19 protein-coding genes are annotated in these 20,365 nt (G+C 43.1%); 14 read left to right on the forward strand and 5 right to left on the reverse strand.

Annotation, left to right across the window (positions count from 1 at the left end; genetic code table 11):
• Window position 1: 1 nt before the first annotated feature.
• The 7 genes from BO18_RS12975 (at window position 2) to BO18_RS13005 (ending at window position 8,179) form a co-directional block, all read left to right on the forward strand.
• Complete coding sequence (locus BO18_RS12975; protein WP_034446670.1) at window positions 2–1,543, forward strand: hypothetical protein; 1,542 nt, start codon at window positions 2–4, stop codon at window positions 1,541–1,543.
• Entirely contained in the window at window positions 1,501–2,676 is a 1,176-nt protein-coding gene (locus BO18_RS12980) for a prolyl oligopeptidase family serine peptidase (RefSeq protein ID WP_185752425.1), read from the forward strand. The genes BO18_RS12975 and BO18_RS12980 overlap by 43 nt, the downstream gene beginning before the upstream one ends.
• Before the next feature lies 1 nt (window position 2,677).
• Window positions 2,678–3,856, forward strand: coding sequence for a serine hydrolase domain-containing protein (locus BO18_RS12985; protein ID WP_034446674.1), 1,179 nt, complete (start codon window positions 2,678–2,680; stop codon window positions 3,854–3,856).
• 2 nt (window positions 3,857–3,858) lie between these two features.
• Window positions 3,859–5,211: an MATE family efflux transporter gene (locus BO18_RS12990; protein WP_034446675.1), complete on the forward strand. Its 1,353-nt coding sequence runs from the start codon at window positions 3,859–3,861 to the stop codon at window positions 5,209–5,211.
• A 111-nt stretch (window positions 5,212–5,322) separates the two neighbouring features.
• Window positions 5,323–5,814, forward strand: a complete 492-nt coding sequence (locus BO18_RS12995) for an NUDIX hydrolase (RefSeq protein WP_034446676.1) — start codon at window positions 5,323–5,325, stop codon at window positions 5,812–5,814.
• A 42-nt stretch (window positions 5,815–5,856) separates the two neighbouring features.
• The gene (locus tag BO18_RS13000) at window positions 5,857–6,561 is read left to right on the forward strand and encodes an ABC transporter ATP-binding protein (protein ID WP_034447346.1); all 705 of its coding nucleotides are present in this window, start codon (window positions 5,857–5,859) and stop codon (window positions 6,559–6,561) included.
• Between the two features lie 13 nt (window positions 6,562–6,574).
• Complete coding sequence (locus BO18_RS13005; RefSeq protein WP_034446678.1) at window positions 6,575–8,179, forward strand: putative ABC transporter permease subunit; 1,605 nt, start codon at window positions 6,575–6,577, stop codon at window positions 8,177–8,179.
• 4 nt (window positions 8,180–8,183) lie between these two features.
• On the opposite strand, the gene BO18_RS13010 is transcribed toward BO18_RS13005, so the two are convergent.
• The 5 genes from BO18_RS13010 to BO18_RS13030 form a co-directional block, all read right to left on the reverse strand.
• The gene (locus BO18_RS13010; RefSeq protein ID WP_034446679.1) at window positions 8,184–8,468 is read right to left on the reverse strand and encodes a hypothetical protein; all 285 of its coding nucleotides are present in this window, start codon (window positions 8,466–8,468) and stop codon (window positions 8,184–8,186) included.
• A gap of 24 nt (window positions 8,469–8,492) precedes the next feature.
• Window positions 8,493–8,894, reverse strand: a complete 402-nt coding sequence (locus tag BO18_RS13015; protein WP_066738242.1) for a hypothetical protein — start codon at window positions 8,892–8,894, stop codon at window positions 8,493–8,495.
• A gap of 356 nt (window positions 8,895–9,250) precedes the next feature.
• Entirely contained in the window at window positions 9,251–9,988 is a 738-nt protein-coding gene (locus tag BO18_RS13020) for an amino acid ABC transporter ATP-binding protein (RefSeq protein ID WP_034446680.1), read from the reverse strand.
• Window positions 9,975–10,661: an amino acid ABC transporter permease gene (locus tag BO18_RS13025; protein ID WP_034446682.1), complete on the reverse strand. Its 687-nt coding sequence runs from the start codon at window positions 10,659–10,661 to the stop codon at window positions 9,975–9,977. The genes BO18_RS13020 and BO18_RS13025 overlap by 14 nt, the downstream gene beginning before the upstream one ends.
• 11 nt (window positions 10,662–10,672) lie before the next feature.
• Window positions 10,673–11,440 (reverse strand): basic amino acid ABC transporter substrate-binding protein, encoded by a 768-nt coding sequence (locus BO18_RS13030; RefSeq protein WP_034446684.1) that lies wholly within the window; start codon window positions 11,438–11,440, stop codon window positions 10,673–10,675.
• Window positions 11,441–11,649: 209 nt separating this feature from the next.
• On the opposite strand from BO18_RS13030, the gene BO18_RS13035 reads away from it, so the two are divergent.
• The 7 genes from BO18_RS13035 (at window position 11,650) to BO18_RS13065 (ending at window position 20,316) form a co-directional block, all read left to right on the forward strand.
• The gene (locus tag BO18_RS13035) at window positions 11,650–12,354 is read left to right on the forward strand and encodes an ABC transporter ATP-binding protein (RefSeq protein ID WP_034446685.1); all 705 of its coding nucleotides are present in this window, start codon (window positions 11,650–11,652) and stop codon (window positions 12,352–12,354) included.
• A gap of 11 nt (window positions 12,355–12,365) precedes the next feature.
• Window positions 12,366–15,059, forward strand: coding sequence for an ABC transporter permease (locus BO18_RS13040; RefSeq protein ID WP_034446688.1), 2,694 nt, complete (start codon window positions 12,366–12,368; stop codon window positions 15,057–15,059).
• 198 nt (window positions 15,060–15,257) lie between these two features.
• A complete protein-coding gene (locus tag BO18_RS13045) occupies window positions 15,258–16,247 on the forward strand; it encodes an HAD family hydrolase (protein ID WP_185752426.1) in 990 nt (329 codons plus the stop codon).
• A gap of 109 nt (window positions 16,248–16,356) precedes the next feature.
• Window positions 16,357–17,649 carry a GNAT family N-acetyltransferase gene (locus tag BO18_RS34345; protein WP_034446690.1) on the forward strand — a complete coding sequence of 431 codons (1,293 nt, stop codon included), beginning with the start codon at window positions 16,357–16,359 and terminating at the stop codon, window positions 17,647–17,649.
• 1 nt (window position 17,650) lies between these two features.
• Window positions 17,651–18,427, forward strand: coding sequence for a class I SAM-dependent methyltransferase (locus BO18_RS13055; protein ID WP_034446691.1), 777 nt, complete (start codon window positions 17,651–17,653; stop codon window positions 18,425–18,427).
• 24 nt (window positions 18,428–18,451) lie between these two features.
• Window positions 18,452–19,372 carry a phosphotransferase family protein gene (locus BO18_RS13060; protein ID WP_034446692.1) on the forward strand — a complete coding sequence of 307 codons (921 nt, stop codon included), beginning with the start codon at window positions 18,452–18,454 and terminating at the stop codon, window positions 19,370–19,372.
• A gap of 167 nt (window positions 19,373–19,539) precedes the next feature.
• A complete protein-coding gene (locus BO18_RS13065; RefSeq protein WP_034446693.1) occupies window positions 19,540–20,316 on the forward strand; it encodes a GNAT family N-acetyltransferase in 777 nt (258 codons plus the stop codon).
• The last annotated feature ends 49 nt before the right edge of the window (window positions 20,317–20,365 follow it).

Consider the following 20,365-nt stretch of genomic DNA (forward strand, 5'->3'; position numbering starts at 1 on the left):
AATGACAGAGGGTATTGTAAAGGTTTTGCCCGGGGTACCGGATGATGATAACAGGGAGTATCTTCCTGAAAAGTGCAAGACTACAGATATTGTTGTAAATGAGAATGGTAATAATTCAATTGTTATGCCCAAAAGGCTTCAGGAGTTTCATGGAGTGATCTGCGACGGACTGGAGGATGAGTGGTATGTTTATGTGCCGGAGTCCTATGACGGAAAGACTCCTGTTCCGCTGGTTATCGGCTGTCATGGTGGACTTATGACTGGCTGGGGGCATGCTATCTATACTTCATGGTGCCTTGTGGCTGATAGAGAAGGATTTATCTGTTGCTTCCCAAATGCTCATGCACACAGAATGTGGCCTGTAGAGGGCATTGCTGAGACCTTTGATCCAAAAGCTGCTCCGGAGCTTCCTGTTGTGCTGCCTCCTGCTGATATAAAGGACAATCATGACAACAACATGCTTATGGGCCTTATCGAGAAGATGCAAAAGGACTACAACATCGACAATGGCAGGATCTTCATGCAGGGAATGAGCATGGGAAATCTCATGACCGGTCAGTTTGCAAGATACTGCGGAGATGTACTGGCTGGTGCTGCAGGATCCGGTGGACCAGTTGAGCCCTTTGTTTTGTTTAACAGAGACGGAAGTATAAAGAATAAAGCGGGAGCTCTTGCTATATGGCAGTCCAGACCTGAAAAGAACGGGCTTCCACCGGGAAAGGTCTACGATGAGTTCACTGTAAACAAGCTTAACCGTTTCTATTGGATGAAGATAAATGAATGTGATCCTATTCCGGAAATTTCCATACAGGGAGAGGATAACTTTGCATTCTATAAGGGAAAGAAAGCTGACCTTGTTTATCTTGATATCAAGAACAGAGATCACGGACAGACCCTTGATGAGGCATTCCTTTACTGGGATTACCTCTTTGCCGGAGTCAGAAGGCTTCCTGATGGCAGCATTGACAGCGGAAGAGCGCGCTTCGAGAGAAAGGGAGATGGCTTTGCGATTGCTGCAGCAGAAGGGTTGGATAAGGTCTGGTTTAAAAACCGCATAGAAAATATGGAGACAAAGGCAGTTTGGTGGAAGAAGCTTAAGTATCACGGCCTGAATGGTGGAATAATCGCCAGGGGCGAGTACCTGTGCCTTCCTCTGTCATTCCTTGCTAAAGCTTTTGAAGCAAAGTATGAAACAATGGACGAGGGTCATTCCTGTATCCTGGAACTTAAGGATGGAAGGAAATTGCAGTTTGCAAGGGGCAGTATCCTTTGTGTTATTGATAACGATCCAAGGCAGATGTACTGCGAATGTTTGGAAAGAGAAGGGGAACTTCTGGTTTCTGCAGAATGGTTTGCTGGATTTATCTTCAATATGCATGTATCACTGGTAGATCATGTCATTTATATAACTGACCACTTTATTGATCTTTCTGCAAATATGGCTGATCTTATCAGGGATATGCTCTCCGGAAAGGCATACATCGAGCCGGGAGAGTTTGAGTGCGTCAGAAATCAGCCGGAAGGAGTGAAGGACAGGAAATGAGAGCTAAAGACATGAAGGCCATAACTGTTGTGGGAAACTTTGGACAGGAGCTCCATGAGCTTGAGATTTTTACTGAAAAGAAACTTAGCTTAGGGAAAAAAGATGTGACCTTAAAGGGGGCATATCTTGATGCCTCAGGAAAGGTACCTCTTACCGAGATTGAAGATATAAAGAGTACAAAGCGTGGGGCAAAGTATAGGACTAGGCTGTGCTTTAAGCCTTTTCCCTACAGGTACGATTTTGAACTTGATCTGAAAGTGGACGGGGAAACAGTTCACGTAGCAAAGGGCGATGTTAAGGAAGTATCAGTTAAGGACCTTGACAGATTTGAAGCAGCCGAGAAGAATGGAGTCGTATACAGACTTTACAGACCGGATGTAAAGAGCAAAAGACCTCTTATTCTGTTTTTACATGGTGGCGGAGAGTGCGGAAGTGATAACATTTCCCAGATGACCGGAACTCTTGGAGCAATAAAGCTTGCTGAGAGATATTCAGATATGTATGTTATGGCACCTCAGGCACCGGATGGGAATGGAATCTCCATGGATGAAAATCTCAAGAAGATGTTGTCCAGAGGAAATCCCTTCAGGAACAACATGAGCGATACACCTTTTTCTCTTAAGGGAGAGTATGGCTGGAACAGGGATTATCTTTCAAAGGTATCCGGCATTATAAGGGATTTGATCGATGAAGGTCTTGTAGATGAAAAGAGAGTCTATGTAATAGGTCTTTCCATGGGAGGCGGAGGATGCATTACTATGTGTTCAGTGGATCCGGAGCTCTTTGCAGGAGCCGTGGCCATTTGTCCAAGCATGAATGGTGAGACCTATTCGATCCTTAGAAGCTTTCCGAAGCTTCCTTTGTGGATTGCAGCTGCTTACGTGGATCATCAGAAGAGTAGAAACAGTTATATTCTGGATGCTTGTTCCAAGAACTGGAAGGATGGCAGAGATGACATACAGTTTTCCATGCTTTCCGAAGAGGAGCTGGCTAAATTTGGGATTGGAACAAATCCTGACCTGACAGTCAGGGAACTTCTTGCAGAGAACCACAATGTATGGATCCCGGTACTTTGCAATGAAAGAGGTATACTGGACTGGATGGTATCAAATGTTAAAAGTAGGGAGAAATGAGATGAATTTTGAAAAGCTTACTGAATATATAGATGGACTTAAAAGCAGCTACGGTGTTCCTGCCTGCGATATGATAATAACAAAGGACCATGAGGTTGTTTACAGGCATCTTGCAGGTTTTTCCGATGTTGATAATAAGGAGCCAATTACTGAGGATGCACTTTACAGATTATTCTCAGCTACCAAGGTTGTGACCATGACAGCTGCAATGCAGCTTATTGAGCAGGGAAAGCTGGGACTATATGATCATCTTACTGACTATATTCCGGAGTTTGGAAAACTCAAGGTGGCAGATAAATTCGTGTTTGAATTCCCGCTTCACTGGCCAACCAGCGATGAGCCCTGCCATCTGGCTCATAACTCCATCAGGATAATTGACCTTATGACCATGACAGCAGGCATGAACTATGACACAACTGCTCCTGAGCTTTTGGCAATAAAGGAAAAGACAGGTAACAAAGCCACCACTTTAGAGGTTGTAAAGGAAATGGCTAAGATACCTCTTTTGTATGATCCCAGGACCAGCTGGGGCTACAGTCTTGCCCATGATGTGGTAGCAGCAGTCATTGAGATTGTCTCCGGAATGACCTTTGGTGAATATCTGAAGAAAAATATTTTTGAGCCCCTTGGAATATCTGATTTTTACTTTACTATAGATGAGCAGGTCAAGAAACGTCTTCCTGCAATGTACATGGGAGTTTTCGGAACCAGGGATATTGAGCTTGAAGAGGGTAAGTCCAACGCAGACACCTTTAAAGTGACAGACAATTACGAAAGTGGCGGAGCTGGTCTTATCGCTTCTGTAAAGGATTACAGTGTTATCATTGATGCTTTGGCAAACGGAGGAGTTGGTAGAAACGGCAACAGGATTCTTTCAGAGGAGTCAGTGAAGATGCTTATGACTCCTTACACTACAGGAGTCATGCAGGAGCAATTTGAGATAACCGGAAAGAAGGGCTATTCCTATGGCCTTGGTGTCAGGGTCCTGACAGATGAGAAGGCATCAAGATCTCCTTTAGGTGAATTTGGATGGGATGGCGCAGCAGGAGCTTACGTACTGGTGGATCCTATCAATAAAGTGAGCATTTTCTATGCACAGCACATCATGGGATTCCCTCTTGTTTACGCGGAGATCCACCCTATGCTGAGAGACCTTGCCTATGAAGGGATGAACTTATAATAATGAAAAAGTATTTGGGAAATGCAGAGTTTTATAAGAGGGTGTCCATTATAGCGCTCCCCATAGCTTTCCAGAACCTGATCCAGATCGGTGTAAACATGATGGATACGATAATGCTGGGAACGCTTGGAGAGACGGCACTTTCTGCATCTGCCCTGGCCAATCAGTTCATTACAATTTACCATATCTGCAGCATGGGAATTGGAATGGGGGCATCAGTCCTTGTTTCCAGATTCTGGGGAATGCAGGAGCTTAACTCTCTAAAAAAGTCTGTAACCATAATGCTGAGGTTATGTTTGGGCTTTGCCCTTGTATTTGCTGTTTTGACAGCCTTCTTCCCGGGACAGATAATGCGCATGTACACGCCGGAAGAGGACGTTATAAGAGAGGGAGTAAGATATTTTCTCTATTCTATTCCTACCTATTTTCTTTTGGGACTTTCACTGGACTGCACATTGGTTCTTAGAAGTATCGGCAGCGCCGTTGTTCCTCTTGTGTGCTCTATACTTGGATTTATGTCAAATCTGTTTTTTAACTGGGTGTTCATTTTCGGAAAGCTTGGAGCACCCAGAATGGAAGTGGCAGGAGCTGCTTTGGGAACTTTGATCTCCAGGATCATAGAGTTTGCCATGATAGGGGGATATTTCTTTTTTATTGAAAAGAAGCTGGGGTACAGGATAAAAGATCTGTTCATGAAATGTGGAGATCTGGTCAGGGAGTACCTTGTTATCAGTATTCCGGTTGTGATAAGCGATGCTCTTATGGCACTGGGAAACAGCGCAGTAGCTATGATCATGGGAAGGATAGGGACGAATTTTGTCTCTGCAAATTCCATAACTACAGTTACTCAGCAGCTTACAACTGTCCTTACTCAGGGCGTGGCCCAGGCTGGATGCATTGTCACCGGTCATACCCTTGGAAAAGGAGAGGTGGCAAAAGCTCAGGATGAGGGCTATACCTTTGCGGTGTTTGGGCTCATAATGGGAGCTATAGCCGGAGCTATAGTTTTTCTTGTCAGCGGACCTGTGGTGGGGATGTACAACATCACAGACGATACAAAAGACATTGCTATGCAGCTTATGCGAGCTATCTCCATTATTCTGGTATTTCAGTCCACCAACTCCATCCTTGCAAAGGGAGTTCTAAGAGGCGGTGGGGATACCAAGTTCCTGATGCTCGCAGATGTGTTGTTTTTGTGGATTGCATCCGTTCCTCTTGGAATACTTGCAGGAATAGTGCTTAAGCTACCGGCATTCTGGGTGTATTTTTGTATTAAGATCGATCAGATCATTAAATGTGTCTGGTGCTTCCAAAGGCTTCACAGCGGCAAATGGATAAAGAGAATTAGTAAATGAGTTTAAGTCCGTTTATTCAAGCGGACTTTTTCTTTTCTTATCACGTTTTATTGTGTTATATTTATGAGTAGATGTTGAGGCAAAGATGAGGATTGTTGGAGGTATGTTCTGATGGGGAAGTCTCAGCTTACAACTCTTTGTTATCTTGAGCGTGGAGATGAATATCTGATGCTCCACAGAGTTTCCAAAAAGAATGATATTAATAAGGACAAATGGATTGGCGTAGGCGGTCATTTTGAAGATCTGGAAAGTCCCGAAGAGTGCATAAAGCGGGAGGTTTTGGAGGAAACCGGCTATGATATTCCGCTGTCCGATTTTGCCTATCGGGGCATTATCACCTTTATTTCGGATAAGGGTGACTATGAGCTGATGAGTCTTTTTACAGGGCCCTGTCCTGATGAGGAGCCTGCTCCCTGCGATGAGGGAGAGTTTGCTTTTGTTAAAAAGAAGGATGTGTATGACCTGAACCTTTGGGAGGGAGACAAGATATTTTTCAGACTCCTGGAGGAGAGGCAGGATTTCTTTTCCATGAAGCTGGCCTATGATAAGGAGGACAACCTGAGGGAGGCTGTTCTTGACGGGAAAGATATTCTGGAAAAGTGAGATTGTTCTAAAGAAAGGGAGTCTTGAGAAATGTCAGAAGTGATGCTGGAAATAAAAAACTATAGCAAGTCCTATGGCGGAGGGAAAAAGGCAGCGGATGATGTGAGCCTTTCTGTTATGGGCGGAGATATCTTTGGCTTCATTGGGCACAACGGCGCAGGAAAATCCACGACCATCCGTGCGGTGGTTGGAGTGTTGGATTTTACTGAGGGAGAGATTTTTATTGATGGTCACTCTGTAAAGGATGAGCCTATGGCGTGCAAAAGAGTTACTGCCTATATTCCGGATAATCCGGATCTTTACGAGAATCTCACCGGTCTTCAGTACTTGAATTTCGTGGCAGATGTTTTTGACATAAGCGGACAGGAGAGGGAAGAGAAGATAAAGAAATATGCGGATACCTTTGAGATTACTGATGCTTTAGGAGATCTGATCAGTTCCTACTCCCATGGTATGAAGCAGAAGGTGGCAATAATCTCTGCGCTTATCCATGAGCCTAAGCTTCTGGTACTGGATGAGCCCTTTGTGGGACTGGATCCAAAGGCAACCTTCGTCCTTAAAGAGATCATGCATGAGATGTGCCAAAAAGGTACGGCTATTTTCTTTTCCACCCATGTACTGGACGTTGCAGAAAAGCTGTGCAATAAGGTGGCGATCATCAAGCAGGGAAAGATAATAGCACAGGGAACCATGGAGGAGATCACTGAGGGGCAGTCCCTTGAGGAAACATTTTTAGAGAGTACTTGAAGAGGCGTCGAAAATGAAGAATAAGAATTTACTCCTTTTACGCACGCTGCTTTTATCCACCAGTCAGCGGAATATCTATAAGAATACAACCGACAAAAAGAAGAAAAAAAAGATAGTTGGAAGCACAATAGGTGCTTTTATCATCTACGCAATGATCATGATCTACAGCATGATGATGTGTCTGGGTTACGGCTTTGTAGGGATGATAGATTCTGCCCCTGTGATGTGCGCTCTAATTGTCAGCGGAATTGCTTTTTTCTTCACTCTTTTTAAGACCAACGGATACCTGTTTAATTTCAAGGAATACGACATGCTCATGTCGCTGCCCTTTGAGAGTAGCTCTGTGGCAGGGTGCAAGTTCCTGTACATGTACATAAAGAGCCTTCCCTGGTACTTATCAATTTCGCTGGCCATGATGATCGGATACATGATCTTTGCCGGAGCATCATTTTTGGTCTTTGTGATTTGGTTGGTTCTATCCTTTGTATTGCCAATAATACCGATGCTCTGCGCTTCGTTTATCGGATTCCTGATTGCAAGGATCAGCGCAGGCTTTAGGAAGAACAATGTTATCCAGACCGTACTCACATTTATTTTTGTGATATTCTGCTTCTCGCTGAGATATATCATTGATGCGGTTTTTAGGGAAGATCAGGTTCAGGCAACCCTGGAAAAGACCTCTGAGTTAACTGAAAAGGCAGGACAGATCTATTTTCCGGCCGGATGGTTTTCAAGGGCCATTACAAATGGAAATGTGCTTATGGCTCTTTTGCTGATCGTTGTAAGCGTGGCTTTGTTTGCAGGACTGTTCTACCTTGTTGGCAGATCCTACAGGAATATCAATTCAGCGCTTAAGTCCCATGCTGCAGCCAGGAAATATAAGATGACAGGGCAGAAGAAGAGAAGTATTGTTAAATCAATTGCCTTTAAGGAATTCAGAAGGTTTTTGGGTTCAACAAATTATACTGTAAACGGTGGCATGGGAATGATTTTGGCGCTTTTACTTGGAGTAGTTACTCTGATAATTGGCTTTGATAAGCTGGTGGCTATAATTACCCAGAATGCACCCTTTGATCCGGCTATACTTCGTCCCGCGATTCCTTTTATCGTGTACTTCCTGATTGGAATGATGGCGACCACAGCCTGTTCCCCATCTCTGGAGGGAAAGAACTACTGGATAGTACAGAGTTTGCCTATTGAAAAGAAGACACTTTATCAGGGCAAGATGCTCTTTAACTTGTATCTGACAGTTCCTTTCATGGCGTTTGCCACACTTTGTTTTTGCATTTCAGCTAAGGTTTCTGTGCTGGATACGATCCTTTATCTTCTCATGGGATTTATCCTCTGCTGCTTCTCAACAGCCTGGGGCTGTGCCTGCGGAATCAAGCATATGCGCCTCGACTGGGAGAATGAAGTAGAGGTCATCAAGCAGGGGGCAGCAGTAGCAATCTACATGCTTCCCAACATGTTCGTTGTCATGGGATTAACTGTACTGGTTGTTTTCCTGGGAACCTTCATGAATCACAGATTACTGACTATCATCTTTACACTGATAGCAGCCGCTTTGGCAGCACTGAGCTATTTCAGAGCCCTAGCTTTGGCAGAGAAAACAAGATGATAGATTAAATTGCTATCCTCCATGAGCACCGGTCCTTGTTATAATACAGCCTTACTGTCCTGTACAGATCCAGGATTAGGACCCTGCACTCAAATACTGAGTCTTTGCTACAGACTGTTACACCATCAGGAGTCGTGTAACAGTCTTTTCTCATGATCTCACGATATCCCTTTATGGTGTACGCCTCATAGCTTCCGTCTTCATTCATGATCCTAAAGCGCATGGGGATAACTTTTCCATCAGCTTTATGTTCGCATATCACATCTACTTTATCTATAATCCTACTCATAACATGCCCTTACCGGGTCCATTTTCATGAGCACCTCACCAAGGATTCAGCAAAACCTATGAGCTTTCTCTCAACAAGCTCGTAATCAAAAGCCTCTGTGCCAACATGGACCACCTTCCTGTAATCTCCTGCATTTACCGCTCTGTCATCGATATAGACATCACAGCTTATCTTTCGGCTGTTGTTCCCATATTTTTCGGTGACTTCCGGCAAATTATCATTTATGGCATCAAATTCAAGACCATTTCCGCTGCACCAGTCTACAGCAGCATCCAGTGCATCTCCTGCACGGCAAGTCCAAAGTATCAGCTTGTCACCGGAATGTTTTCTGTCCTTAAGATACTCTATGAGATTATGATTAGCCGGACCAACTTCAGGCCATTCTCCAAAACTCAGTGTCCCATCAAAATCAACCGCAAAAACCATGCAAAAGCCCTCTCTTTCGCCTGAGTACTGCTTCAAATACACAAACAACTGTTCGATATAATTACATTATAAGAACAATTGTTCGAATTTGCAACCGCAAGATGTTGGTCGTCGTGAACGCTGGTTTGGCATATTTCGTATGCCCCAAGGTCGAAGCCATCTATTTGGAAATGCGCAGTTCTCGCACGAGGAGATGGAGTACAAATAGAAAAAACAGCCAAAGGCCGATTTCTCTGAATAACATGAAATGAGGCTTTTGGCTGTTTTTGAAATTTAGTAATCCACGACGAGGAGCAAACAAGCATTTGCGAATGGATGGCTTCGGCCCTGGAACTTCGATAGCCTACCCGAGCTCCTTACAATACTTTTGATAAGAATTCCTGGAGGCGTTTGCTCTGGGGATTCTCGAAAAATTCTTTTGGGGTGTTTTCTTCAAGGATGTTTCCTTCATCCATGAAAAGAACCTTTGTGGCAACTTCCCTTGCGAAGCCCATCTCGTGGGTGACCACAACCATGGTCATCATCTCTTCAGCAAGCTGTTTCATAACATCAAGAACTTCACCTACCATCTCAGGGTCGAGAGCAGAAGTGGGCTCGTCGAAGAGCATCACCTCAGGGTTCATGCAAAGGGACCTTACAATAGCGATTCGCTGCTTCTGACCGCCTGATAAGGATGCAGGGTAGACATTTGCCTTGTCAAGAAGGTTGACTCTGCTAAGGAGCTGAGTTGCCTTATCTTTTGCTGCACTTTCAGACATGATTCCCAGCTTTACAGGAGCCAGGATAATGTTGTTCATGACTGTAAGATTGTTGAACAGGTTGAAGTTCTGGAACACCATTCCCATGCGGGCTCTTACCTGATTGATGTTGACCTTTGGCGCAGTGATGTCTTCGCCGTCAAAAAAGATCTGACCGGAAGTGGGGCGCTCCAAAAGATTTAAGCATCGAAGGAACGTGCTTTTTCCGGAGCCGGAAGGCCCAACGATTACAATCTTTTCACCCTTTTCAACTTTGTAATTGATGCCGGAGAGGACCTGAGTCACAGTTCCGTCAGGATCTTTAAATTCTTTATGCAGATTCTTAACGTCTATCACTCTTACGCATCCTCCTTTCCAGCTCGTTTAGCAAAATAGTAAGTATCTTGATGATTATAAAATAAATGACTGCAGCACCGATGAGAGGCATGAAAGCATCATAGGTTCTTGAGGCAATCTGATTGGCAACACGGGTAAGATCCGCAAGGCTGACATATCCCACAATGGCAGTTTCCTTGATAAGAGTAATGAACTCGTTACCAAGGGGTGGGATGACATTCTTGATGGCCTGTGGAAGAACAATGTAGCGAAGAGTCTTTGCCTTGGAAAGTCCAAGACTTCTTCCTGCTTCCATCTGTCCCTTGTCAACCGCCAGGATTCCGCCTCTGACAATCTCAGACACATAGGCTCCGGAGTTGATTCCGAAGGAAAGAGATGCCACCAGGATACCATTATTGGATGAAGCCATGATAATGAACCACATGATAAGAAGCTGAAGAACACTGGGGGTTCCTCTGATAATATCCACATAAACTGTGGCTATGTAGTTAAAAACAGTGGGCTTTCCGTCTTCAGTTGTGGACAGTTTCATAAGGGCAGTGATAGTGCCGATTATGATTCCAAGGATTCCGGCAAAAAGAGCTATCTCAAGGGTTATTCCAAGACCTGAAAGATAAAGCTTCCAGCGATCACCGGTTATAAAAGCTGCAACAAAGCGTTCTTGTAAAGTCATTTATTTATTGATTACTCCTCGATGTATTTTTTAACGAGACTGTCATAGGTTCCGTCTGCCTTAAGCTCTTTTAATGCAGAATTGATCTCGTCAGCAAGCTCTGTGTCTCCCTTAGGAAGGGCAATTGCATAGTTCTCAGGCTCGAAATCGAACTTGGTTCCATCAAGAACATCAACCTTATCAGAGAACTGAGCACCAAATACCTCTGCAGGGTTCTTATCAACGATTACGCAGTCAACACGTCCGTTGTTCAGGTCGTTTACAGCATCAACAGCCTTGTTATAAGCAGAAACCTCAGCGCCTTCAATCTCGTCTGCGATGAACTCACCTGTTGTTCCAAGCTGAACACCAATCTTCTTACCCTGAAGGTCAGCAGCAGTAGCGATGTCTGATCCCTTAGGAACGAGAACGTTCTGAACTGCTTCGTAATATGGATCAGAGAAATCAACAGTGTTCTTTCTCTCTTCAGTAACTGTCATGCCTGCGATGGCAACATCGATCTTGTTTCCGATGGAAGATACAAGAGAATCAAATTCCATATCCTGGATCTGAACTTCATAGCCAGCCTTTTCGCCGATTGCCTTGATGAGAGCAATGTCAAATCCGTCTGGCTTTCCGTCATCACCTACATATTCAAATGGTGGGAATGCAGCGTTTGTGCCGACTACAAGAGTCTTGCCGGTGCTTCCTGAATCTGAAGAAGCTGCGCTTCCGCATCCTGTGAGAGCTGTTACTGTTACCATTGCTGCCATGGCAGCTGCTAAAATTTTCTTTTTCATAATGGCCTCCTCTTATGCATATTAATGTATATTTATACAGATTTATGTATAATATAACAGCCATATTAAAAAATATCAAGTACTAATTTTATTGTTAGTTAAGATTGCCCTGACATACTCATTGTGACTGCATAAAGTTACGTGTTGCTAACTGAGTGCAGCTGCAATATAATTATGTTAGCATAAGGTAACAAGTGAGGAGGAACGTTATGAAAGAATTTCTTGAGATCAAAGATCTGAAAAAGAGCTTCGGGGTTGGAGAGGCCAGGCAGGATGTTCTTAGAGGGATGAATTTTACTGTTAAAAAGGGAGAGTTCTGTGTTCTTCTAGGACCTTCCGGTTCAGGAAAATCCACGCTTCTGAATATCATTGGGGGAATAGATACTCCTGACGAAGGCTTTGTGAGTATTAATGGTGATAAGCTGGAAGAGATGAACGAAAAGGAGCTTACGCTTTACCGTCGCAAGCACCTGGGATACGTGTTCCAGATGTATAACCTCATTCCGAATCTGAACGTTAAGGAAAATATTGAAGTTGGAGCATATCTGTCTGACAATCCACTGGATGTGGAGGAGGTTCTGACCACACTGGGACTTCAGGACCACAAGTACAAATACCCCAACCAGCTTTCCGGTGGACAGCAGCAGAGAGTTTCCATCGGAAGAGCGGTAGTCAAGAATCCTGATATCCTTATGTGCGATGAGCCCACAGGAGCACTGGATTACAAGACGTCAAAAGAAATACTGGCCCTTATCGAGGACTGCAACAACAAGTTTGGCAGTACTGTGATAATGGTCACCCATAATGAAGCAATCAAAAATATGGCTGACCACGTCATCAAGCTTAGAGATGGTGTGGTCCGCCATAATGACATTAATGAGAACAAGATTGCAGCAGCGGATCTTGAGTGGTAAGGGGGTGCAACATGAAGAATCCTCTTATCAAAAGAGTTCCCAGAGAACTCTTATCAGACTGGCATAAGTATCTTGTTATCATTGTGTTCATGGTCATCATGATCGGAGTAATTTCCGGTATGTATGTTGGCCACGACAGCATGCTCTCATCAGTTTATGCAGGGAGAGATGAACTCAATCTGGAGGACGGTAGCTTTGAACTGAGCAAAAGAGCCTCACAGAAGCTCCTGGACGGCATCAGTTCCGGAGAAAGAGCTGATGTACGGACATATTACATCGAAAAAGGTACAAAAACAGCAGATAAAGAAGTGGCAAAGGCCATTGATGAAAAGCTGAACGAACAGGTAATGAACATAATCGAGGAAGGTGTTCGTGCCCAGTGCGCTGCTTTTGGAATCGCAGATGAAGAGATAATAAAGCAGCAGATCGATAAGGCTGTTATAGACTCTTTTGACGAAGTACTGAAGCAGGTAAAAGAGTCAGAGGAGTACGAAAAGGCTGTAGACGAGGCCTATGAGGAAGCCCATGAAGAAGTTGTAAAAAAAGTGGATGAAGAGTGGGATGAAGTTTCAGACAGGTACAGTCTTGATGATCCGGACTTTGAGCCCGTAGCTGTGAATATCTATGAACACTTCTACAGGGAAGAGCCTGAGGATAACAACAATGACGGATTGGAGGATGCAAACGTCAGGATCTTTAAGAGCGATGCTGAGATAGATAAAGCCTCTTTTAACCAGGGCAGAGCCCCGGAAAAAGAAGGTGAGATCGCCATTGACAGAATGCACGCTGACAACGTAGGTGTGGGGATTGGAGACACCATCACTGTTGGAGGAAAGAAGTTTGAAATAGTGGGACTTCTTTCTTATGTGAATTACCTGACCCTTCATGAATCCAATACGGATCTTATGTTTGATGCCTTTGGATTCGATGTGGCAATGGTGACTCCAGAGGCTTTCAACAAGCTCCATTCCAGGATCCACTTCAGCTACGCATATAAATATGATGCTGAACCACAGTCAAAGGTGGAGCAGGCGGATTATTCAGATAACTTCTTAAAGGCTCTGATCACACAGACTCTTGTTAATGATAATGAAATAGATGATTATCTACCCGAGTATCTGAGGCAGGCCAGCAACTTTGCTATATCAGATATTGAGGGAGATTCAGCGGGAACAAGCATTTTGTGCTACATACTTATCGGTGTTATAGCCTTTATCTTTGCTATCATAATCAGCAATACCATTGATAAAGAGGCTTCGGTTATCGGAACCCTTAGGGCATCAGGCTACAGCAGATCGGAGCTTGTTGTTCACTATATGACCATGCCAGTTATTGTCACAATTCTAGGAGCAATTATCGGCAATATCCTTGGGTATACAGCTTTCAGGAACATGGCGGTCTATCTGTATTACAATAGCTACAGTCTTCCGGTATGCCATGCAGTCTGGAGTAATACAGCCCTTATAAAGACCACAATAATTCCGCTTCTATTAATGTTTTTTATAAATCTCTTTGTAATAGTAAAAAAGCTTCAGCTTAGTCCCTTGAGATTCCTTAGACATGACCTGGTAAGGACCAGAAGGACCAAGGCCATGAGACTACCAAGGTGGAAGTTCCTTCGCAGATTCAGGCTCAGGATTCTTTTCCAGAATATGCCCAATTACCTGGTGCTGATCTTTGGAGTTATCTTTATTGAACTGATGCTGTGTTTTGCCTTTGGACTCCCGGATTCTCTGACCCATTATGCCAAGGAAGCTCCGGATATGATGTTTGCAAAGTACCAGTATATGCTCATGGACTATCTGGACGATGATGGAAATGTCATAGAAACTTCGGAAGATAGTGCGGAGCGTTTTAGTATGACTGAGCTCTTGTATCCAAAGAATAGGTCCTCATTCCGGGAAGGAATGGGAAGCGGCGGAGATGAGAGTGTTACGGTATATGGCATTTTGGCCGATAGCTCTTTTATCAAGCTTGATAAAAGCAGCGACGATAACAGCGTATATATTTCCAGTGCTTTTGCCAAAAAGTTTGAGTTGTCTAAGGGAGACAACATCACTCTTAATGCAGAGTATGAGAATAAGTCCTACAACTTTAAGGTGGAAGGGATAATCGATTATGACGGCGGAATAGCTGCTTTTCTTGATGTTGACAGCTATAACAGGATTTTTGAAAAAGAGCCGGATGAATTCTCGGGGTACTTTTCAAGGAATGAGATCACTGACATTGATGATCAGTATATTGCCACCGTTATCACCGAAGAAGATATTTTGAAGGTGACAAATCAGCTGATGCATTCCATGGGTAATTTTATGGATGTGTTTAAATACGCGCTGATAGTTCTTTCTGCGTCCCTGATCTATCTGCTGGCTAAGATTATCATTGAGAGAAATGAGCATTCAATATCCATGGTGAAGATACTGGGCTTCAAGAACAGCGAGATAGGATCTTTGTACATCATTCCTACAGCCATAGTAGTGGTACTGTTTTCAGTAATAAGCTTTGTGATCGGTTACTATCTTATGGTGTGGATCTTCCATATTTTTATGCTGCAGATGGACGGATATTTTGCCTTCTTTATGAAGCCTCTATCCATGTTGATGTCTGTGCTTTATCTACTTATTGGTTACGCATTCGTTTCCGCCCTGGATTTCAGGCGGATTCAGAGAATACCACTGGATGTGGCTCTCAAGAACATAGAGTGATTTTATTGTTTTTTTATAAAAATTTGACATTCCGGAACATCCTTCTGTGAGATAATCGTAATAGCGATAAAATTCAAGCGAAAAGGATGGATTATGAACATGAAAAAAAGAAGAGGAATAATATCACTACTTTTGACTCTGGTCATGCTTTTTTCATGTATAGGGATCAGCGGATGCGGAAACATTCCCGGAGGATCAATGTCAAATTATTGGGCACCTGATTCAAGTGCTGCCAAAAGCCTCAGGGATTATGTGACAAAAGTTACAAATAAAATGGATAAAGAGAATTATATCCCGGAAGAGGACCGTATTGCCGTATTTGACATGGACGGAACTCTGGTCTGTGAGACCTATTTTACCTACTTTGACACCATGATGTTTATTAACTACTGTCTGATAGATCATCCTGAAAAAGTATCTGATGAACTTAAGGATGCTGCCAGAGAGATAGAACCGGGATATAGTGCAGGAGAAGCGCTTGCCAGAAATTTTGCCAAGGCATACGCCGGTATGACTATAAAAGAGCTCTATGACTACGCCGTGGAATTTGGCCAGAAGCAGCCGGAGAGCTTTATCAACATGCGCTATCTCGATGGCCCCTACCTGCCTATGGTGGAGTTGGTTAAGTATCTTTATGACAATGGCTTTACCATCTATGTTGTCAGCGGAACAGAACGCACAACCACAAGGGCCATTATTGCTAACTCGCCTTTTAGCGAATATGTTTCCCCTTCGCATATTATAGGAACAGAGTTTGAAGTTAAGGAGAGGGGATACGAAGACGTAGCTTCCAATATGGATTTTAAGTACGCTGACGGAGATGAACTTGTTTTCACCGGTGGATTCGTGCAGAAGAATCTGAACGCCAATAAATCCATTTGGATAGAGCGTGAGATTGGTCAGCGTCCGGTTCTGGCTTTTGGAAACAGCGGCTCTGATACCAGTATGATGAACTATGTTTTGGATAAAAGAAATCCATACCCAGCCCAGGCTTACATGGTTGTGGCAGATGATGATGTCAGGGAGTGGGGTACGCAGAACTGGGAAGAAAAGTCTGCAGAATACATAGAAAAGGGATATGTGCCTATTTCCATGAAAAATGATTTCCTGAAGATATATCCGGATACCATAAAGAGGTCTGATATCCAGTATACTGAGCCTGAAGAGGCAGAGGATGATGCAGCCTGAGGATAAGTGAATTGTCAGAAAAAATGTCTTTTATCAGCATAATTAGCTGTTAAAAGGCATTTTTTTTGATATAGTGGAATATTATCAGGTGCGTCAGGAGGAGAAAAGTATGGAACTAATCAGGGTACAGGATTCAGACTACAAAAAGACTTACGAGCTGTATATGTCTTTTCCTGAAAATGAAAATGGCTACATGAATAATGTCTATGGCTTTGATTATGAGAGGTTTTTGACCTGGATCGAAATGAAGCGGAACTGGTCTATGGGAAAAGAGCTGCCGGAGGGTTTTGTACCGGATACCACCTATGTGCTGGCAGATGGGGATAATTACGTAGGAGTTTTCAACCTGCGCCACTGTCTGAATGACTTTCTCAGGGAAGGACCGGGACATATAGGCTACTGTATATCAAAGAAATACAGGGGAAAGGGATACGCCACGAAAGGTTTGGAGATGACCCTGGAAAAGGCAAGACAGATGTGTATTCATGAGGTGTATATGTCTGTTAATAAGGATAATCCTGCCAGCCTTCGGGTTCAGCAAAAAAACGGTGCGTATATTCATCATGAGAATGATACTGAGTACTTTACAAGAATAGATCAGATAACAGATGGGGCTTCAAGGGAAGAGATTGTCAGCAAATTCTATACTCAGTATGAAGAGGACGGACGCCTGGAGCGATCAGTTCATGGCAGGCTTGAATATGCCACAACCATGAATTACATCCACAGATATGCAGATAAAAATTCAAAGGTGCTGGAAATTGGAGCCGGTACCGGGAGATACTCCATTGCTCTGGCAAAAGAGGGGATGGATGTAACTGCAGTTGAACTGGTGGACAAGAATCTTGAAGTGCTTCGGGAACACAGCAAGGGCATTTCCAATATCAGGGCCCTTAAGGGGGATGCCACAAGGCTGGATGGCCTTTCAGACGATACCTATGATGTTACTCTTGTCTTTGGACCACTATACCATTTGTATGAGCCTGATGAAGTGAACCTTGCAATCGATGAGGCTATCAGGGTAACAAAGCCCGGCGGAGTAATACTGTTTGCCTTTATTTCTGTTTACGCCATCATGTATTCCAACTATTTCTATGGGAACTGGGCTTCCGGTCAGGAGGAAAACTTCACTGAAGATTATAATATCAGGCATTTTAAGGAACAGCTCTTTACCGGCTATGATATCGCTGAATTTGAGCAGCTCTTTGAAGGAAAAAAGGTATCCTGGATAACCACCACAGGCGTAGATGGTCTTATAGAGCCTATAGAACACAGGGCAGATTTTGGCTTTACAGATGAAGATTTTAAGAAGCTCTCTGACTGGTATCTGCATTTTTCTGAGAAAAGAGAACTCCTCGGCAATACCAATCATCTGCTCTATATCTGCCGGAAAGATGTATGAAATGAACAATAAATCATTTGATTCAAAAAGAATAGCATTGGGATATGCAAAGAGGCCATGGCTTCACAAGTCTGTGATAGAGCAGATGAAGATAGATTGTGATCTGGATGAAGACTTAAAATTTAAAAATGGCCTAGATGTGGGATGCGGAGCAGGACTCTCCACGAAAGCGCTACGACTTATTTGCGATAAAGTTACGGGAACAGATATTGCTGATGCAATGGTTGAAGTGTGCAAGGAACTTTATGGAGATGATCCTGCATATTCCTTCTATGTTGCAAAGGCTGAAGAGACTAAGATACCTGAAAAAAAGTATGACATTGTAACAGCTGCCGGATGTATTAACTGGGTGGATGAAAAGAAATTCATGGAGAATATGTCAGATGTTCTTGCAGATAATGGTCTGATCGTTATATATGACTTTGGGATCACAGACAGGATGGCAGGAAATGAAGCTTATACCAGATGGTATCAGGATGAATATCTAAAGAGATTTCCAAAGCCACCAAGGAAAGAAAACAAGTGGACCCAGGATGATCTTCCGGAAGGATTCATCATGGAGAAGCAGACAGACTATGACATGGAATACTCTTTTAAGCTTGATGCATTTGTGGATTTTATGTTGATCCAGTCAAATGTGAATGCTCAGATAGAGAGTGGAAGTATTAGCGCCGAGCAGGCAAGGGACTGGATGATACAGTCTTTATCATCTGTTTTTGGTGATGGGGAAAAACAGCTTATATTCTATGGATACAGCTGGTATATAAGGAAAAAGTAAAACGGATAAGGAAGGATATTACAGGTGTTTGGGGATATTGAATCTAGTGTAGATTGGGAATCAGTCACTCCTGTTTCAAAGGGCTGGTCAAGTGATAAGAAGTACCAGATAAGGACTAAAGAAGGTGAAGAACTGCTCCTTAGAGTGTCAGACATAGAGCTATTTGATGCCAAGAAAAAGGAATTTGAGATAATAACAAAGTATTCAGAGCTTGGCTTCAATATGTCAAAGCCTATAGAATTTGGCACATGCAATGAAGGAAGAAGTGTATATATGCTTCTTTCCTGGGTGGAAGGAAGTGATCTGGAGGAAGCTTTGCCGAAGCTTTCTGAAAAAGAGCAGTATTTATTGGGAAGACAAGCCGGTACTATTCTTCGAAAAATACATTCGGTTCCCCTTGATAAAGACGATATTCCTCAGAAGACCAAGAAAGAAAAAAAGCTACTGCAGCTTTCCAAATACGAGGATTCACAGGTAAGAGTATCTGATGATGAGATAGCTGTTAAATATGTAAAAGATAATATAGACCAGATTTGGAAAGAGCAGCCTGTATATCTTCATGGGGATTATCATCCGGGGAATTTGATCTACATGAAAGATAGCACTATAGGAGTTATCGACTTCAATAGGTGGGAAGTGGGGGATCCCTACGAAGAGTTTTACAAGCTGGAAAGTTTTGGAATTGAAGTCAGCGTCCCTTACTGTATTGGTCAGATAGATGCATATTTTCAGGATGATGTACCAATGGATTTCTGGATTGTAAATGCGGTATATGTCGCACATGCTTCACTTTACTCAATTAAGTGGGCTGAGAAATTTGGTCAGGATGAAATTGATGGCATGACACGAAGAGCAATACAAGCTTTCGATGATTTTGAGAACTTTAAGGAATGTATTCCCAAGTGGTACACGGATAAATATAGAAAGCAGTATGAGGAGGAGTAAGTTTTGAAAAAGAGGGTGATACTAAGTATTTGCGGAATGCTATTGGTACTTTCCGGTTGTGGAGCAGAAAGTGAAACAAAGAATATGGGCTTGTTCCGAATGATAAGGAAGAGAGCGAATATCGTTTTGGAGTATAAAAGATATTAAGATTTTCGAGGTTTTGACTGTTGACAAATAGTGAGATAAAGGAAATTGCATTAAGACAATCTGCAGAGGATATAGGCTGTCAGTCAGATGATTTTATGTTAGATAAGAATATTGTTGTGCCCTTTTGTTTAGGAAAGAACGCGCGAAAGTATTATAAAGAGCCAATTACGAGCAATTTCGTTTCCTACGGGAGTAATATCGTTGCAGCCACAACAGAAGAAGTAGCTGATCTTGTTACAGAGTATATTGGCAAGTTTGAGTTTTATCATTGTTTTGAAACGCCGAATTTGCATTGGCTCAATGACAAGCTTGCAGAGCGAGGACATAAGGTATGCTTCATGGCAGAGTATTACCTTCCCGATGTAAACAGAATACCTGATGCGAAATGCTTGTATGAAACACGCATATTGGTTCAAGAGGACTTCAAGGATTTGTATCTGCCTGAATGGAGTAATGCCCTTTGTAGTGATCGCAAGAATCTGGATGTGCTTGGCATAGGAGCTTACGATAATGACAGACTGATCGGTTTTGCAGCCTGCTCAGCCGATTGTGATGAAATGTGGCAGATAGGCGTGGATGTTCTTCCAGAATATAGACAAAAAGGAATCGCATCAGCTTTGACGAGCAAACTGGCACGTGAAATTTTGAATCGGGGAAAAGTCCCATTTTATTGCTCAGCATGGTCCAATATCAGATCTGCTCGAAATGCAGCAAAAAGTGGCTTTATTCCTGCGTGGGTAGAAATGACTGTCAAGCCGACAGTCATAGTCGATGAGATGAATTTCAGAGGAGAATAAACATTATAAATATCGTGCGAGAAAACCCCTTCCGATGAAATCGGTTGTG

The sequence above is a fragment of the Butyrivibrio sp. AE2032 genome, from assembly GCF_000702965.1.

Coding starts and splice junctions, on each gene's coding strand:
- BO18_RS13025 (WP_034446682.1), bottom strand. CDS start 10,661: ATGACTTTACAAGAACGCTTTGTTGCAGCTTTTATAACCGGTGATCGC.
- BO18_RS13055 (WP_034446691.1), top strand. CDS start 17,651: ATGAACAATAAATCATTTGATTCAAAAAGAATAGCATTGGGATATGCA.
- BO18_RS13030 (WP_034446684.1), bottom strand. CDS start 11,440: ATGAAAAAGAAAATTTTAGCAGCTGCCATGGCAGCAATGGTAACAGTA.
- BO18_RS12985 (WP_034446674.1), top strand. CDS start 2,678: ATGAATTTTGAAAAGCTTACTGAATATATAGATGGACTTAAAAGCAGC.
- BO18_RS34345 (WP_034446690.1), top strand. CDS start 16,357: ATGGAACTAATCAGGGTACAGGATTCAGACTACAAAAAGACTTACGAG.
- BO18_RS13000 (WP_034447346.1), top strand. CDS start 5,857: ATGCTGGAAATAAAAAACTATAGCAAGTCCTATGGCGGAGGGAAAAAG.
- BO18_RS13035 (WP_034446685.1), top strand. CDS start 11,650: ATGAAAGAATTTCTTGAGATCAAAGATCTGAAAAAGAGCTTCGGGGTT.
- BO18_RS12990 (WP_034446675.1), top strand. CDS start 3,859: ATGAAAAAGTATTTGGGAAATGCAGAGTTTTATAAGAGGGTGTCCATT.
- BO18_RS12995 (WP_034446676.1), top strand. CDS start 5,323: ATGGGGAAGTCTCAGCTTACAACTCTTTGTTATCTTGAGCGTGGAGAT.
- BO18_RS13010 (WP_034446679.1), bottom strand. CDS start 8,468: ATGAGTAGGATTATAGATAAAGTAGATGTGATATGCGAACATAAAGCT.
- BO18_RS13045 (WP_185752426.1), top strand. CDS start 15,258: ATGTCAAATTATTGGGCACCTGATTCAAGTGCTGCCAAAAGCCTCAGG.
- BO18_RS13040 (WP_034446688.1), top strand. CDS start 12,366: ATGAAGAATCCTCTTATCAAAAGAGTTCCCAGAGAACTCTTATCAGAC.
- BO18_RS13005 (WP_034446678.1), top strand. CDS start 6,575: ATGAAGAATAAGAATTTACTCCTTTTACGCACGCTGCTTTTATCCACC.
- BO18_RS12975 (WP_034446670.1), top strand. CDS start 2: ATGACAGAGGGTATTGTAAAGGTTTTGCCCGGGGTACCGGATGATGAT.
- BO18_RS13015 (WP_066738242.1), bottom strand. CDS start 8,894: ATGGTTTTTGCGGTTGATTTTGATGGGACACTGAGTTTTGGAGAATGG.